Below are 16,575 nucleotides of genomic sequence, written 5' to 3' on the forward strand. Positions count from 1 at the left end.
CCAGCTCGGTCACAAGCGCTCCGGTGGGGTGTTGCCCGCCGCGACGACCGCGCGGCGGATCGGCAGCGCGGCCAGCGCCACGAAGCCGGCCACGAAGAAGACGACGAGGCTGACGATCGCCAGCCGGTAGGAGCCGGTCAGCTGGTAGGTGAGCCCGAAGGCCAGCGGCCCGAGCCAGCTGGTGCCGCGGTCGCTGATCTCGTAGAAGCCGTAGTACTCGGCCTCCTTGCCCGGCGGGATCAGCTGGCTGAACAGCGACCGGGACAGCGCCTGCGTGCCGCCCTGGACCAGGCCGATGACGGCGGCCAGCGCGTAGAACTGGCCGACCGCACCGGCCTGGAGGGAGAACGCGGCGACCAGCACGCCGATCCAGGCCACCAGGCTGCCGAGCACGACCCGCTTGGCGCCGTACCGGGCGGCGAGCCGGCCCAGGCCCAGCGCCCCGGCGATGGCCACCACCTGCACCATGAGGATGGCGCCGGTGAGCACCGACTGGTCAAGCCCCAGCTCCTCGGTGGCGTAGGTGGCCGACAGCGAGATCACCGTCTGGACGCCGTCGTTGAACAGCAGGTACGCGCCGAGGAACCACAGGGTCAGCGGGAACGCCCGCATCTCCCGCATCGTGGTGGCCAGCTGGCGGAAGCCGCTGCGGGTGCGGACCGCATCCGGGTCGCGGACCGGGCGGTTGCGCAGGCGGGACACCGTGAACACGGTGAAGGCGCCCCACCACAGGCCCGCCGTGGCCAGGCAGATCCGCACCGCCTCGCCGGTGCTCAGGCCGAGGGACTCGGCGCTGAGCACCAGGCCCAGGTGCACCGCCAGCAGCAGCGCCCCGCCCACGTACCCGAACGCCCAGCCGCGGCTGGAGACGGCGTCCCGCTCGTCGGGGCCGGCCAGGTCCGGCAGCCAGGAGTAGTAGACGACCGTCGCCGCGCCGAAGCTGATGTTGGCGACGGCGAACAGCGCCGCCCCCAGCAGCCACCGGCCGTCCCCGGCGAAGTACAGCCCGGTGGTCGCCAGTGCCCCGAGGAAGGCGAAGCCGGCCAGCATCTCCCGCTTGCGGCCGGTGCGGTCGGCGACGGCGCCGACCAGCGGCAGCACGAGCACCTGCAGGAGCACCGAGGCGGACAGGACGTAGGAGAACCAGCTGCCGGCGGCGATCGACAGGCCGAGGAACGACAGCCGCTCGTCGGGCCCGGCGGCGTCCTCGGCGATCGCGGTCAGGTAGGGGCCGAGGAAGACGGTGGTGACGCTGGTGTTGAACACCGACATCGCCCAGTCGTAGGAGTACCAGCCGAACCGCTCGCGGCGCAGGGCGCGGTCGGCGGAGGGGGCGGTCGGGGTGGCGGCCGTCGTCACGGGCGCAGGGTGTCAGCCGGAGGGGGACCGGTCCAGCACCGCCGGAGGAGTTGCGTCACGAGCCGATCACGGGATGTCGTCGGGGACGACGCCGCCCGGGAAGGCCGCGGTCGCCGTCGTCGGCCGCGTCGGGTCCACGTAGGCCGGCCGGTCGGCCGGCTCGCCGGCGCGCAGCGGGGCCAGGCCGCGGGTGATCGCCGCGGCGATGCGGGTGCGGGCCCGGTGGGCGTCCCCCACCCGGCCCGGCTGCAGGTCCTCGAAGAAGACCGCCGGGCCGATGTGCACCCTCAGCGCCGGCTGCCGCCAGAACGCGCGCAGCAGGGTGCGCAGCTTGCCCCAGTCGTTGGCGTACTGGAGCGGCTCGTGGGCGCCCCACTGGCTGACCGGGATCACCGGCACGTCGGCGGCCAGCGCCATCCGGGCCAGCCCGGTGCGGCCGCGCTCGGGCCAGCCGTCGGGTGCCAGGCCGACCCGGCCCTCGGGGTAGGCGACGACGTGGCCGCCGTGGGCCAGGGCCACGCGGGTGACCGTCAGCGCGTGCGCGGCGACGTCGGTGCCGCGGTCCACCCGGATGCCGCCGGACCGCTCGAGCAGCGGGCCGACGACCGGCGCGCGCATGATCCCACCGGTGGCCATGAACCGCGGGGTGACGCCGACCTTGTGCAGCGCCACGGCGACGACGAACGTGTCGAAGTCCCCGATGTGGTTGACCGCCAGCAGCAGGGGGCCGTCGCGCCACTCCTCGGGGATCGACCCGGTGACCTGCAGCCGGCCGAAGACGCTCGGCAGCCACGCGAACCACCGCAGCACGAACCGCCAGAACCACCACGGCGGGGTGGCGGCGATGGCCAGCTCGCGGGCGAACCACTCCGGGTCGTCGGGGCCGACGAGGTCCGCGACGTCGTCCGGCAGGGGCGGCGCGGGCGGCCGCCAGGCCCGGATCCGCGCGCCGACGCTCACCGGGCCACCCACTGACCGCGCTTCTCCAGCACCTCGCGCAGCATCGCCGGGCGGTCGGTCATGACGCCGTCCACGCCGAGGTCGAGCATCGCCGTCGACTCCTCCTCGGTGTTGACCGTCCAGACGTGCACCTGCAGGCCGCGGGCGTGCGCCGCGGCGAGGAACCGCTCGTCGACCAGGGCCCGCCCGCCCAGCTGCAGCGGCACCTGCGCGCAGCCGGCCGGGATGCGCACCAGGCCGGCCGCCCGGGGGGAGTAGGACGACAGGCGCAGCGCCGCGACCCCGCGCGGCCCCAGCGACGTGCAGACCGAGGGTCCGAACAGCCGGCGGGCGGCGGCGATCCGCGCGTCGGAGAACGACCCCAGGCAGATCCGGTCGGCGACCCCCATGCGCCGCACCGTGCGGGCCAGGGGAGCCAGGACGCCGGCGGCCTTGATGTCGAGGTTGAAGCGGACGTCGGGCCACGCGCCCAGCAGCTCCTCCAGCCGCAGGATCGGCTGCCGCCCGCCGATCCGCGCGGCGGCGACCTCCGACCACGGCAGCTGGTCGACGCGGCCGGAGCGGTCGGTGACCCGGTCGAGCATCGCGTCGTGGAAGACGACGGGCACCCCGTCGGCGGTCACGCGGACGTCGGTCTCCAGGTACCGGTACCCCAGCGCCACGCAGGCCTCGAAGGCCGGCATGGAGTTCTCCAGGTGCTCGATCGCGCCGCCGCGGTGGGCCATGGCGATCGGGGTCGGCCCGTCGAGGAACGCATACCGGACCGGGACCACGCCGACACGCTAACGCCGGGCACCGACGCGCCGGTCAGGGCCTCGACCGCCCCGCCCCAGCCGCCCCCGCGGCCCCGTCCGGGCGGCCGGCGACGGCGTCGGCGAGGCGCGCGACGATGGTCTCCAGCACCGGGCGGGGCGTGGCCGTGTTGAGCCGGACGTGGCCGGCGCCGGGGGTGCCGCACTCCGGGCCGTCGACCAGCGCCACCCCCGCGCGGTCGAGGAAGAACGCCCCGGCCGAGGTGGGCAGGTGCAGGGCGCGGCAGTCCAGCCAGGCGAGGTAGGTGCCCTCGGGCGGTGTCCAGCGCACGCCCGGCAGGTGCTCGGCGAGCAGTTCCCCCAGGCGGCGGCGGTTGCCGTCGAGGTAGTCCAGCACCCGGGCCAGCCACGGCCCGCCCTCGGTGTAGGCGGTGGTGTTGGCCAGCACGCCCGGCGTGGACGCGCCGTGCTCGAGGAGCAGGCCGACCCGGGCCCAGTGCGCGGCGTCGGCCTCGTTGGACAGGATGAGCTGGGCGGTCTTGAGGCCGGCCAGGTTCCACGCCTTGGACGCCGACGTCGCCGTGACGGTGTGCCGCGCGGTGGTGGGGGACAGGGCGGCGTAGGGCCGGTGCACGCGGCCGGGGTAGACCAGCGGGGCGTGGATCTCGTCGGCGAACACCCGCGCGCCGGCCCGGTCGACGACGTCGGCGAGGGCGAGTTGCTCGTCGTCGTCGAACACCCGGCCCAGCGGGTTGTGCGGGTTGCAGTGCACGACCAGCCGGGCGCCGGCGTCCAGCGCGCGGGCGATGCCGTCGAGGTCGTAGCCGGCCCGGCCGCCGCGCTCGACCATCGGCACCTCGATCAGCTCCCGGCCGAAGAACTCCGGGATGCGCAGGAACGGCATGTAGGCCGGGGTGGGCAGCACGACCGGGCTGCGCGGCGGGGTGAAGTGCTCGATGGCGGCCTGCAGCCCGGCGACGACGTCCCCCAGCGGGCGGACCCACTCCGGCGGCACCGCCCAGCCGTACCGCGACGCGTACCAGTCGGCGCAGGCGCGGGCCATCGCCGCGGCGGCCTCCTCGGTCAGGTAGCCGACCGCGGCGCGGTCGACGGCCTCGTGCAGCACCCGCTGCACCTCCGGGGCGGTGCCGAAGTCCATCTCGGCCACGAACGCGCCGATCGCCGTCCCGTAGCGCGTCCACTTGAGGCTGCCCCCGGCGCGCAGCGCCTCCACCGTGTACGCGTCGAACCCCGCCATCGCTTCCTGCACCGCCCGCCTCCGACCTCCCGGCCCGCTCCGCGCGTGTCGGGCGTGTCCCTCGGTCCTGTCAGTGGTCACGTCTACCGTGCCCTGCGTGGCCAAGCACGACAGGACGCAGGTGACCGACGAGGAGGCATCGACCCACCCCGCGCTGCCCGGCCCCCGCCAGGCGAGCGGTCCCGAGCGCCGGTGCGGATGGTGCCGTCGGGTGCTCCCGCAGCAGGGGTCGGTGGGCCGGCCCCGCCAGTACTGCGGGCAGGCCTGCCGGCAGCGCGCCTACGAGCAGCGGTCGGCGACGGCGAAGGCCGGGCTCTCCGGTGACGTCGTCCTGGTCACCCGGGCCGAGCTCGACGGCCTGCAGGACCGGCTGTACCAGCTGCGCTGCGCGATCGAGGACGTGCAGACCCTGCTGAGCGAGCGGCACACCAAGGCCGAGCTGGAACGCTCGCTGGCCGACCTGGTCCGCTCCACCGGCCGGCTCGACAGGCTCTGGGTCTCCGAGCGCGCCGCCGGCTGACCGGGATCGGGACGGCTCAGCCGTCCTCCTCCTCCTGGCCCTCGCCCTGCTCCACGCCGTCGTCCTGGTCGGAGTTGTCCGGCACGTTGTCCTGGGACTGGTCGGACTCCTCGTTGGTCTCGGTGTTGACGCTGTCCTCGTCGGTGGTGCCGTCCCGCTGGTCCTGCCCGGCGGCCTGGCAGGCGGTCATCGTCGCGCCGCCTCCGAACAGCGCGAGGGCGGTCATCAGTGCGGCGATCGGACGTCGGAGTTGCATGCTCCGACCCTAGGCACGCCGCGGGTGGTGCGCCCGTCGAGCGTCCGGCCGGCTCCGCAGCCCCGTTCGGGGGACCGGCGACGTCGGCGCGCCGTGGCACGATCCCCCGGGTGGGCAGTCGATCCGCCGAGGCGCGGCACCTGGAGGACCTCAGGCGGCTGCGCCGCGTCCGCGACCGGATCGACCGGGAGTACGCGCAGCCGCTGGACGTCGAGGCGCTCGCCCGCGGCGTGCACATGTCCGCCGGCCACCTCAGCCGGGAGTTCCGGCTCGCGTATGGCGAGTCGCCGTACAGCTACCTGATGACGCGGCGCATCGAGCGCGCCATGGCGCTGCTGCGCCGCGGCGACGTCAGTGTCACCGAGGCCTGCTTCGCGGTCGGCTGCTCCTCGCTGGGCACGTTCAGCACCCGCTTCACCGAGCTGGTCGGCATGCCGCCGGGCGCCTACCGGCGCGAGGCGGCGAAGGCGACGGCGGGGATCCCGTCGTGCGTGGCCAAGCGGGTGACCAGACCGGTCAGGAATCGAGAAGCCCCGGTCGGCGAGTCGTCCCTAGCGTGAGCGCCATGGACGTCACCATCCACCACACCTTCCTCCCGCACGACGACCCGGACGCCTCCCTGGCCTTCTACCGCGACACCCTCGGCTTCGAGGTCCGCAGCGACGTCGGCTACGGCGGCATGCGCTGGCTCACCATCGGGCCGGCCGACCAGCCCGACACCTCCGTCGTCCTGCACCCGCCGGCCGCCGACCCCGGCATCACCGACGACGAGCGGCGGGTGATCGCCGAGATGATGGCCAAGGGCACCTACGCCTCCATCGTCCTGGCCACCAAGGACCTCGACGGCACGTTCGACCGGCTGCAGGCCAGCGGCGCCGAGGTCGTGCAGGAGCCGACCGACCAGCCCTACGGGGTGCGCGACTGCGCCTTCCGCGACCCCGCGGGCAACACCGTCCGCATCCAGGAACTGCGCTGATCCGTCCGGTGGAGGCGACCCCGGCCGGTGTCAGCCGGACGGGCGTCGCGCTCCCCGCCGACCCCGCGGATCCGGTAGACAACGGACCGTTGCCCCGACCGCGCCGACGACGGTGTGCCGCTCGACGCGGGTCGGCTCGAGCCACACCACGCCGACGAGACCCCGCACCCGGCCCCGCCCGACAGATGGAGACGCGATGAGCACGGCCACGGACCCCGACACGCAGACGCCCGCGCCGCACGTCGCCGACAGCCACGACCTGATCCGGGTGGTCGGCGCGCGCGAGAACAACCTCAAGGACGTCAGCGTCGAGATCCCCAAGCGCCGGCTGACCGTGTTCACCGGCGTCTCCGGCTCGGGCAAGAGCTCACTGGTCTTCGACACGATCGCCGCGGAGTCGCAGCGGATGATCAACGAGACCTACAGCGCCTTCGTGCAGGGCTTCATGCCGACCCTGTCGCGGCCGGAGGTCGACCTGCTGGAGGGCCTGACGACGGCGATCATCGTGGACCAGGAGCGGATGGGTGCCAACCCCCGCTCCACGGTCGGCACCGCCACCGACGCCAACGCGATGCTGCGCATCCTGTTCAGCCGGCTCGCGCAGCCGCACATCGGCCCGCCCACCGCGTACTCGTTCAACATCCCCACGGTGCGGGCCAGCGGCGCGATCACCGTCGAGCGCGGCGACAAGACCAAGGCGGAGAAGGCGACCTTCACCCGGCTCGGCGGCATGTGCCCGCGCTGCGAGGGCATGGGGGCGGTCACCGACGTCGACCTGTCCGCGCTCTACGACGACGGCAAGTCGCTCAACGAGGGCGCGCTCACGATCCCCGGCTACAGCATGGAGGGCTGGTACGGCCGCATCTTCCGCCAGTCCGGCTACTTCGACCCGGACAAGCCGATCAGCAGGTACACCAAGAAGGAACTGCACGACCTGCTGTACCGGGAGCCGACCAAGATCAAGGTCGAGGGGATCAACCTGACCTACTCGGGGCTGATCCCGTCGATCCAGAAGTCGTTCCTGTCCAAGGACGTCGACGCGATGCAGCCGCACATCCGCGCGTTCGTGGAGCGGGCGGTCACCTTCACGACCTGCCCCGACTGCGACGGCACCCGGCTGGGCCCGGAGGCCCGGTCGTCGAAGATCCGGGGGAAGAGCATCGCCGACGTCTGCGCGATGCAGATCAGCGACCTCGCCGACTGGGTCCGGGACCTCGACGAGCCGTCGGTGGCCCCGCTGCTCACCGGGCTGCAGCACCTGCTCGACTCGTTCGCCGGCATCGGGCTGGGCTACCTCTCGCTCGACCGGCCGGCCGGCACCCTGTCCGGGGGAGAGGCGCAGCGGACCAAGATGATCCGCCACCTCGGGTCGTCGCTCACCGACGTCACCTACGTCTTCGACGAGCCGACGATCGGGCTGCACCCCCACGACATCCAGCGGATGAACCGCCTGCTGCTGCAGCTGCGGGACAAGGGCAACACCGTGCTGGTCGTCGAGCACAAGCCGGAGGCGATCGCGATCGCCGACCACGTCGTCGACCTGGGCCCCGGCGCCGGCACCGCCGGTGGCGAGGTGGTGTTCGAGGGCACCGTCGAGGGCCTGCGGGGCAGCGGCACGCTGACCGGACGCCACCTCGACGACCGCGCCTCGCTCAAGCCGTCGGTGCGCACGCCGGCGGGGGCGCTGGAGGTCCGCGGCGCCACCACCCACAACCTGCAGGACGTCGACGTCGACATCCCGCTCGGCGTGCTCGTGGTGCTCACCGGCGTGGCCGGCTCGGGGAAGAGCTCGCTGGTGCACGGCTCGGTCGCCGACCGCGACGGCGTGGTGGTGGTCGACCAGGGTGCGATCCGCGGGTCGCGACGGAGCAACCCGGCGACCTACACCGGGCTGCTCGACCCGATCCGCAAGGCGTTCGCGAAGGCCAACGGGGTCAAGCCCGCGCTGTTCAGCGCCAACTCCGAGGGCGCCTGCCCCACCTGCAACGGCGCCGGCGTCATCTACACGGACCTGGGCGTCATGGCCACCGTCGAGACCACCTGCGAGGACTGCGAGGGAAGGCGGTTCCAGGCGTCGGTGCTGGAGTACACGCTGGGCGGCCGCAACATCGCCGAGGTGCTCGCGATGTCTGTGACGGAGGCCGAGGAGTTCTTCGGCGCAGGCCAGGCGAAGACGCCGGCAGCCCACAGGGTCCTCGACCGGCTCGCCGACGTCGGCCTGGGCTACCTCACCCTCGGCCAGCCGCTGACCACGCTGTCCGGCGGCGAGCGGCAGCGGCTCAAGCTGGCCGCCCAGATGGCCGAGAAGGGCGACGTCTACGTCCTCGACGAGCCCACCACCGGCCTGCACCTCGCCGACGTCGAGCAGTTGCTCGGCCTGCTCGACCGGCTGGTCGACTCCGGCAAGTCGGTCATCGTCATCGAGCACCACCAGGCGGTCATGGCGCACGCCGACTGGATCGTCGACCTCGGCCCGGGTGCCGGTCACGACGGCGGCCGGATCGTCTTCGAGGGCACGCCGGCCGACCTCGTCGCCGCCCGCTCGACGCTGACCGGCGAGCACCTCGCGACCTACGTCGGCGCCTGACCCGCTGACCCGTCCCCGAATCCGTCACAGTGACGGAATCGGGGACGGGTCAGCGGGTGCACGGGGGAGCGAACCGCGGACCGGCCGAGCGGCCGCCGGCCGGGGAGTCGCGTGGCGGTCGCCCTCCGGCGTGCTGCCCGGCGCAGCCCTCGGGGTCGTCGCCGTCCGGGTTGCTCACTGTTCAGAGCGAAGCAGTCCGAGGCTCGTCGTCTCGGTACCGGTCGGCGCCAGGGGCACCCGCCGGCCCGGCCCTCATTGCGTCACTGTGACGTATTGAGGTATGAGCTGGCGGGTCTGGGGAGGGGCGTGCGGGAGCGTGGGCGGCGGGTCCGCTAGGGGCGCCGAGCGCGGAGGCGGAGATCATCACGGGCCACACGGGGGCGGAGATCATCTCGGACGCCACGGGGCGGAGGTCATCTCGACGGCACCGGCCGGCGACCGGGACCCGAGCGGTCGTCCCGTCCGCGTCGTCGCCGGTCGACACCGGCGACGGATCGCACGCCGGGGCCGCGGGTCGGTGCGTGCGCGGACGTGTCGGAACGGTGCGGACGACGTCGGACGCCGTGAACTCGGTTCGAGCCCGCCGAGCGGTCATCCGCCCACCTCCGCGGGCGCGTACCCGCACCGCCGATAATGCACATTATGTCAACTCGTCCGCGCGAGAACCGCTCCCCGGGCTCGCCTCGGGTGTCCGTTCTCAGTGAAGTTGGCACTTCCCTCAACCAACCTGGCTCCCTACGGTTAGAGCGGACCGTCGCACCAGAGATGGCCCGTCCTAGAGCGGCGTAGCCGCGGAGGCTGCCATGACTGAGCGGGCGCTACGGTCCCTGCCGAGAAACCTCACGGCGGACACTCGTGCGTTGGTCCGACTGAGCGAGGGCCTCCTGAATCTGGAGACTGCTGACTCCCTGGCCGCCCTTGCCGTAGAGCGGGCCCTCCCCATCCGCGACTTCTACTCTTGGCGCGGCAAACGGAACTACGAGGGCGCTTGGTGGTCGAGTACGACCCGCACTCTGATCGCCTTCAACAGCCTGCTGGAGCGCGAGTACCTGATGGCGGCGGACTTCGATGGTGAGATCGTGGCCATCGCATCACAGCCGCTGGCCCTGCTGTGGCCTTACGAGACCAGGAAGGCCAGGTCGCACGTGCCGGACTTCTTCTGCCGACTCAGCAACGGCGACGGTCGCTTAGTAGACGTGCGCCGACCGGAGTGCATGGACGGGGGCGGGCAGGCCCAGGCCATCCGTCAGGTGTGCGAACTGGTGGGTTGGAAGCATGAGGTCTTCACCGGGCTCCCCTCTCAGCGTCTACAGAACCTGCGCTGGCTCAGTGGGTACCGGCAGGACCGCTTCGCTCCGTCTGAGGACGCCCGCGCGCACATCCTGGATGCCTTCTCGCCCGCTACGTCCCTCCAAGCCGGGATACTCCGGGCCGCAAGAACGAGCCGGGCCCCCTTCTCCATCGTCCAGGCCAATGCCCTGCACCTGCTGTTCACCGGTTCCCTCCGAGTCGACATCGACAGTCCCCTGTCCATGCAGACCGAGGTGTGGACATGAAGTCGGTGCGTCTGTTCGACCTCATCCAGTTCGACGGGGCCAGCTGGCAGGTCGTTGCTCAAGACGGTCCGGTATTGGCCCTCAAGAACCTCTCCACTTACAGAATCCGCAAGGTCGCAGTGGCCGACCTCCTGAGCGACGACTCCTACCTTCCCGACCCGCCGGACCGGTTACCGAACCTCGACGACGTCGCAGTCCTGGAGACGCTTGACAGTGACAGCCGTGCGCGGGTCGAGTTCCTGCATCGTCATGTAGTAGAGGTCCTGACGGGCACTCCCCCGGGCAATGGGGAGCCTGTTACCGAACCGAAGCCCGAGTACAGCTCCGTGCGCCTCCTGAGAGACCGCGTTCAGGCCAAGGTGGCCGAGTTGGGGGCCGCCGGAACACCGATCAGTGAGCGCACTCTCAAGCGGCACATCGCGGCATACCGGCGGGGCGGCGTAGCCGGCCTAGTCGATGGACGGCGCATCAAGGAGGCGAGTCCGACCGGTCGCGTCGACCCCCGGGTGGTTGCTCTGCTTGAGGAGGCGTTGGCCAAACAGCAGCGCTTGTCCACGGGCACACGGTCCCGCCTGATCAGCCAAGTGGCCCTCGAGGCCCGACGGCGTGACCTGCCCGTTCCCTCTCAGGCCACCCTCTATAGGGTCGTGGCCAATCTCGAAGGCGCCCGCCATCCCTTCGGCAACGCAACTACGCGGCGGACCCAGGCCAATCGTCCCGACCGCACCTACGGACGACAGGCACCCTCCCGGCCCGGCGAACTGGTGGAGATCGACTCCTCCCCCCTGGACCTCATGGTCATCTACCCAGATGGCGCCACGGGTCGTGCCGACCTGACGCTCGCTCTTGACGTCGCGACCCGCACCATCCTCGCGGCGATCCTGCGACCAGTGGCGACGAAGAGCGTGGACGCGGCGGTTCTTCTGGCCCGCGCCATGACTCCCTTGCCCATGCAGCCGGGCTGGGACGCATCGCTCGCCTTCTCGCGCTCCGTCCTCCCCCAAGGAATGGTGCAAGCGGAGGACGAGATCCGGGCAAGAATCTCGGCGAAGCCCGTGATCGTGCCGGAGACCATAACGATCGACCGAAGCAAGGTGTTCGTGGGCAGCACGTTCCTGAACGCCTGCGAACGGCTGCAGATCAGCGTGACCAAGGCCGCTCCCCGCACCCCCACGGACAAGCCACACATCGAGCGTGTCTTCGCGAGCATCAACTCGGGCTTCACCCAGTACCTGGCCGGCTACACGGGCCCTAACGTGGTCAGGCGTGGCCGGGACCCGGCCGGCGAGGCCCGTTACACCTTGAACGAGGTCCAGAACCTGCTCGACCTGTGGATCGTCGCCACGTGGCAGAACCGGGCACACAGTGGTCTACGCCATCCGGCCCTGCCTCGTAGGGACCTCACGCCGAATGAGATGTTCGCCGCCCTGGCGGGTGTGGCTCCGCAGGTCAACGTGACCTTGTCCAGAGACGACTACATCGCACTCCTGCCGCTCCAGTACCGCAGCATCCAGCCGTACGGCATCAACTTCGAGGGCTTGCACTATGACTCCCCGGACCTACACGAGTACCGCGGCGTAAAGAGTGGCCTACCCGCCCCGGCGTTAGGGCGGTGGGAAGTGCGCTTCGACCCCTACCGGCTGCAGAGCATCTACGTGCGTGACCACCGCAGGGGACGCTGGATCGAGGCGGAGTGGACCCTCGCTCGCCAGACCCTCGCCCCCTTTTCGTTCGACGTGCTCAGGGCAGCGAAACAAGCCCTAGCTCATCGCGGCTCCGTCCCAGCCGTCGACGTCTTGGCCGAGATCAACCGCATCCAGACCTCACTGACGTCGGACAGGGTCCGCGAGCACGTCGCCGCGCGACGCAACGCCACTACCGACCCCGTGGTACCTCCTGCCGACCTCCCCGAGGACGAACCGGGCCGCACGACCCTCGCGCCAGGCGCCGGTCCGCTGGAAGGATCGGACACCCCGCGCGGCAGGCCACGCCGCAAGGCTCGCAGGATCGACCAGGAGTAGACCGATGGCCGTCCCCGACTCGCTGAACTCGTGGCGCGGGTTCGTGGCCTACTCCCCCACCGCGCCGGACCGGATGACTCCGAGAGAGCTGACCGGTCTGTCGGACGAGGCGAAGGCCCGATACGACGAAGATCGCTTCCGGTGGCTCGGCTCCGACCTCGTGCTGGAAACCGAGGACATAGTTACTCTGCAACGGCAGACGGAGATCGCCTTCGCTCGCAGTGTTGCCCGCAGCGCCACCGCACGTCGCGGGTTGGCCGTCACCGGGCCGGCCGGGCTGGGCAAGAGCACGGCAGTATTGCTCATCGGCAAACGTCACGAGAGGAAGGCCCGCCTCCAGGCGGGCAGGACCGGGGACGCCGCCTTTGCCCCGGTCGTCTACACGGTCGTCCCGCCCGGCACCACGCCGAAGATGATGATGTTGGCCTTCGGCAACTGGCTCGGCCTCCGAACGCTTCGTCGTGCGACCGCGCAGGAGCTCGCCGAGCAGGTCGTGGCGGTGCTGCGGGACCTGAGGACCTCGCTGGTCATAGTGGACGAGGTGCACAACCTCATGACCAACCGCTCGGCAGGAGCGGAAGCGGCCTCAGCACTGAAGACCTTCTCCGAGCGCCTCGACGCCACGTTCCTGTATGCAGGGATCGACCTAGTCCACAGCCCGCTGTTCACCGGCGACATGGGCAAACAGACCAAGGCGCGGATGATCGTCAAGGAGATGCGACCCTTCGGCTTCGGTACGCAGGCACAGCGAGATGCCTGGACGGAACTGGTACTAGGCGTCGAAGAGTTGCTGCCGCTTGTGCGACATGCCGAAGGTGCGCTCGAGGGCGAGGCGACCTACCTCTACGACCGCACGGGTGGGTCCATCGGGGCGTTGCGAGCGTTGCTGAGCGATGCGGCCATCGCGGCGATCCTGGAGGGATCCGAGCGTGTAGACCGAAAGCTCCTCGATACGATCATGACGGACCGGGCCTCCACGGAGCACGGCGCCATGGCCTCCCGTTCGCCAAGACCCGCGGCCCTGAAGCGGGCCCAATGAAGCTGACACCTCTCCCCGTCCCCACCCGCATCTACGGCGGTGAAGGGGTGCGCAGCTACGCCTCCAGGGCTTGCAGACGTAACCACACGGACGTCAGCACCGTCGAGACATCGCTACGGGACCTCGGGGTGCTCCACACAAGATCCAGCCAGGCACCCGAGAGGCTGCAGGTATGGAGGCAACTCGGCGACCTCCACGAGTCCGCCTTCACCACACCTCGCGCCGTGGCTGACCAGTCGGTGTCGGACCGGCAACTCTGCCTCAAGTGCACCCGAGGGGACCCGGCATATGGTCTGGCCCCCCGCGTCGGCATGGTGTGCCTGCGCCACCACCGCTGGCTTGGCGCCCCCCAAGTCGATCTTCGGTCCTTCGTCCCCGCCCTGAGCGCGGAGCGCCGGTTCCGCACCCACCTGGCCAGGCAGGACATCCTGTTCGACTCTCCCGTCATGATGACGGCCCGGGATGCGGTCAGCGCAGGCATCGGCCTGTCCGAAATCCAGACGCGCCAGAGTGCGACCGGCATCGGTTCAATGGCCGTGCTGATCTATCCCGAACAGGTGACGCTCGCGCAACTCCTCGTCCGACCCTCCTTCATCACCTCTATGACCGAGCCTTCTGTGGACAGTGCCACCCGCTACGAACGAGTCTCCCGCGAGGTCAAGGCAGTGATACCGGCAAGCGAGGATGCCGAGCCGTGGCGCGCCGTGACACGCGTGTGGGCACTCGTCTCTCGCCTCACGTGGGAGCTCCGGGACGCCCAACTGGTCGGGCGACCAGCACGAAGGCTTAAAGGGCAATACGAGTTGCTGCGGTTCCGCTTAGGGACCCACTCCGGCTGACCGACCTAATCACTGGGGCTGGTCCTCCCTTCAGCCCTCGGTCATGGTCGCCGCTTCCAGTGCCTCGACCTCCAGGGCCGCCGCAACCGCCTCAAACTCCGCCAAGGCAGCGGTGAGGTCCTCTACGATCTCGCGGGCGATGATCTCGGGCGCTGGGAGGTTGTCAAAGTCCTCCAGCGACTCGTCGCGCAGCCAGGTGATGTCTAGGTTGGCCTTGTCCCGGGCGACGAGCTCCTCGTACGTAAAGGACTTGAACCGCTCGGCCTCAACGCGCTCGGAACGTGGCTCTCCAGGCCGGTAGCAGCTCACGAACTCGTCGAGGTGCTCGCGACGAAGCTGGTTCTTCTTGAGCGTGAAGTGCTCGTTGGTCCTCAAGTCATAGACCCAGAGGCGCTCCGTCCAGGGACGCTCCGATGCGGGCTTCTTATCGAAGAACAGGACGTTCGCCTTGACGCCCTGCGCGTAGAAGATCCCCGTCGGGAGCCGAAGCATCGTGTGGAAATCGAAGTCGTGCATCAGCCGGCGCCTCAGCTTCTCGCCCGCACCAGCCTCGAAGAGGACGTTGTCCGGGAGCACCACGGCCGCTCGGCCGTTGATGTCGAGGATCGAGAAGATGTGCTGCAGAAAGTTCAGTTGCTTGTTCGCGGTCGTCGCGATGAAGTCCTTGCGCTCGATCTCGCGGTCCTCGCGAAGCTCGCGTCCGTCAGCGCCGACCATGGACAGGGCGGACTTCCGTCCGAAGGGCGGGTTGGACAGTACGACGGACCAGCGCTCGCTCGGCGGCTCTCCAGCGAGAGAGTCACGAACCTCGAGCAGACTCTCTCCGTTCGGGGTTCCGATGCCGTGCAGGATCAAGTTCATAGCCGCGAGACGTGCGGTGCCGTCAACCAGTTCGACGCCGTGGACGAAGCGGTCACGCAGGTGTTCGCGCTCAGTTGGCGTCAGAGATTGAGCGTGGCGCGCTGCATACCCGTGTGCCGCCAGGAGGAAGCCGCCCGTGCCAGCGGCAGGGTCCGTGACGGTATCAGCAGCTGTCGGCTGAATGCAGTCCACCATTGCAGAAATGACTGCTCGCGGCGTGAAGTACTGGCCGGCTCCCGACTTGATGTCTTCGGCGCCCTTGCTCAGCAACGCCTCGTAAGCGTCGCCCTTGATGTCGGTGCCAGTGGCCGACCAGTTCTCTTTGTCGATCAGGTCGACGACGAGGCGCTTCAGCTTGGCCGGGTCCTGGATCCGGTTCTGCGCCTTGCGGAAAATGGTTCCAAGAACGCCCGGCTGGTGGCTGAGCTCTTCGAGGATGTGGCGGTAGGTGACCTCTAGGGCGTCCCCATCGGCGTCAAGCAGGCGCTGCCAGGAGCAGTGCGCTGGGACAATCCGCTCGGGCTTGAGTGGACGCGTCTCCCGCTCATGGGCCATCTTGAGGAACAGCAGGTAGGTCAACTGCTCCGTGTACTCAATCGTCCCCACGCCATCGTCGCGTAGGACGTTGCAGTACGACCACAGCTTGTCGACTAGGCGACGCGCTTCAGACACCAGCACTCTCCTCGATAATGTCCATGTCGCTGTACCGCCCGGTCAGTCGCCCGGAGAATGCGGAGTCGAGCAGCGCACGCCGCAGTGCCTCCTCGCGCACCTCGGCTTGAGCAAGCGAACGTCGCAGGGCCTCTGCCGTCGCCAATGCTTGGTTTATCCGTGAAGAGGCTTGTGCGCGCTCGGCGATCGACTCCGGCATTGGCACAGGTATCTGTCGAATGCCCCCAAGCCCCAAGCGCTGGCGCCCCACTCCATGCAATCGCTCTTGGGCCCAGTGTTTCGCGCGCGTAGAGCGACAGGCCAACGCAACCCATGCTGCGTCTGCTCTCACTTCTGTCCGCAAGCGAATACAATCCGCCTTGACTATGGCAGGACCGCCGAGGTCGGGTACGACGGCCGCTCTAGGGAGGTTGTCTCCAAGGGACGCGATCACAACGTCCCCCTCGCGCACGTCGTGCTTCGACAGAGCCTCGTAATGCTCAAGGCTGATGTAGGCATCGCTCGGCTTGAAATGCCCGTCGCCTATGTTTTGCAGCCGGACCACCTTGGCACCGTCCGCCGCGTAGTGGGCACTCGTTAAAGACGAACCAAAAGGGCCGTCCGTCAGTGCCCTAGGCTCGTTGCTGCGAAGCCGCTCCAAGGGAACCACGGGCCACCTCAGGCGTTCCGCCTCACCGATGAAAACTGCATCAATGGCGGCCCTATCCCACGTCGTGAGTCGGCGTCCTGCGGCATCCAACTCCCGCTTTGCCGCGTCAAGCCGTGATAGATGATCCTCAAGAATGTCGACGATGCGCCATTGCTCAGTGATCGAAGGAATCGGTACGAGCATACTTGAAAATCGGCCGTGAGTAAGGTTAAGGCCACTCTCACTGATACCCGTCTTCAGTGAGTCGAGCGACTTTTGCACCGCGGGACT

Annotated in this window: 15 protein-coding genes; 8 read left to right on the plus strand and 7 right to left on the minus strand. The window is 69.9% G+C overall.

Features of this window, described 5'->3' with window-relative positions:
* Positions 1-9: 9 nt before the first annotated feature.
* The 4 genes from ACI782_RS06335 to ACI782_RS06350 form a co-directional block, all read right to left on the minus strand.
* Positions 10-1,359: an MFS transporter gene (locus ACI782_RS06335; RefSeq protein ID WP_456907219.1), complete on the minus strand. Its 1,350-nt coding sequence runs from the start codon at positions 1,357-1,359 to the stop codon at positions 10-12.
* 66 nt (positions 1,360-1,425) lie between these two features.
* A complete protein-coding gene (locus tag ACI782_RS06340; protein WP_456907221.1) occupies positions 1,426-2,319 on the minus strand; it encodes a lysophospholipid acyltransferase family protein in 894 nt (297 codons plus the stop codon).
* Positions 2,316-3,092 (minus strand): glycerophosphodiester phosphodiesterase, encoded by a 777-nt coding sequence (locus ACI782_RS06345; protein ID WP_456907223.1) that lies wholly within the window; start codon positions 3,090-3,092, stop codon positions 2,316-2,318. The genes ACI782_RS06340 and ACI782_RS06345 overlap by 4 nt, the downstream gene beginning before the upstream one ends.
* A 34-nt stretch (positions 3,093-3,126) precedes the next feature.
* On the minus strand, positions 3,127-4,341 hold the full coding sequence (locus ACI782_RS06350; RefSeq protein WP_456907225.1) for a MalY/PatB family protein: 1,215 nt from the start codon (positions 4,339-4,341) through the stop codon (positions 3,127-3,129).
* Positions 4,342-4,426: 85 nt separating this feature from the next.
* Between ACI782_RS06350 and ACI782_RS06355 the strand changes: the two genes are divergently transcribed.
* Positions 4,427-4,849 (plus strand): hypothetical protein, encoded by a 423-nt coding sequence (locus ACI782_RS06355; RefSeq protein WP_456907227.1) that lies wholly within the window; start codon positions 4,427-4,429, stop codon positions 4,847-4,849.
* A 16-nt stretch (positions 4,850-4,865) separates the two neighbouring features.
* Here ACI782_RS06355 and ACI782_RS06360 read toward each other — a convergent pair whose 3' ends face one another.
* Complete coding sequence (locus tag ACI782_RS06360) at positions 4,866-5,105, minus strand: hypothetical protein (RefSeq protein WP_456907229.1); 240 nt, start codon at positions 5,103-5,105, stop codon at positions 4,866-4,868.
* Between the two features lie 110 nt (positions 5,106-5,215).
* On the opposite strand from ACI782_RS06360, the gene ACI782_RS06365 reads away from it, so the two are divergent.
* From ACI782_RS06365 to ACI782_RS06395, 7 genes are all read left to right on the plus strand, one after another.
* Entirely contained in the window at positions 5,216-5,665 is a 450-nt protein-coding gene (locus tag ACI782_RS06365; RefSeq protein WP_456907231.1) for a helix-turn-helix transcriptional regulator, read from the plus strand.
* A gap of 5 nt (positions 5,666-5,670) precedes the next feature.
* Positions 5,671-6,081, plus strand: a complete 411-nt coding sequence (locus ACI782_RS06370; protein WP_456907233.1) for a VOC family protein — start codon at positions 5,671-5,673, stop codon at positions 6,079-6,081.
* Between the two features lie 196 nt (positions 6,082-6,277).
* Entirely contained in the window at positions 6,278-8,668 is a 2,391-nt protein-coding gene (locus tag ACI782_RS06375; RefSeq protein ID WP_456907235.1) for an ATP-binding cassette domain-containing protein, read from the plus strand.
* 803 nt (positions 8,669-9,471) lie between these two features.
* The gene (locus tag ACI782_RS06380; protein WP_456907237.1) at positions 9,472-10,224 is read left to right on the plus strand and encodes a TnsA-like heteromeric transposase endonuclease subunit; all 753 of its coding nucleotides are present in this window, start codon (positions 9,472-9,474) and stop codon (positions 10,222-10,224) included.
* The gene (locus ACI782_RS06385) at positions 10,221-12,245 is read left to right on the plus strand and encodes a Mu transposase C-terminal domain-containing protein (RefSeq protein ID WP_456907239.1); all 2,025 of its coding nucleotides are present in this window, start codon (positions 10,221-10,223) and stop codon (positions 12,243-12,245) included. The genes ACI782_RS06380 and ACI782_RS06385 overlap by 4 nt, the downstream gene beginning before the upstream one ends.
* Before the next feature lie 4 nt (positions 12,246-12,249).
* Positions 12,250-13,284, plus strand: coding sequence for a TniB family NTP-binding protein (locus tag ACI782_RS06390; RefSeq protein ID WP_456907241.1), 1,035 nt, complete (start codon positions 12,250-12,252; stop codon positions 13,282-13,284).
* A gap of 224 nt (positions 13,285-13,508) precedes the next feature.
* Positions 13,509-14,123 carry a hypothetical protein gene (locus ACI782_RS06395; RefSeq protein WP_456907243.1) on the plus strand — a complete coding sequence of 205 codons (615 nt, stop codon included), beginning with the start codon at positions 13,509-13,511 and terminating at the stop codon, positions 14,121-14,123.
* Between the two features lie 30 nt (positions 14,124-14,153).
* Here ACI782_RS06395 and ACI782_RS06400 read toward each other — a convergent pair whose 3' ends face one another.
* On the minus strand, positions 14,154-15,656 hold the full coding sequence (locus tag ACI782_RS06400; RefSeq protein WP_456907245.1) for an N-6 DNA methylase: 1,503 nt from the start codon (positions 15,654-15,656) through the stop codon (positions 14,154-14,156).
* A complete protein-coding gene (locus ACI782_RS06405; protein WP_456907247.1) occupies positions 15,649-16,566 on the minus strand; it encodes a hypothetical protein in 918 nt (305 codons plus the stop codon). The genes ACI782_RS06400 and ACI782_RS06405 overlap by 8 nt, the downstream gene beginning before the upstream one ends.
* Positions 16,567-16,575 lie beyond the last annotated feature (9 nt).

It is taken from the genome of Geodermatophilus sp. SYSU D00703, from assembly GCF_054050155.1.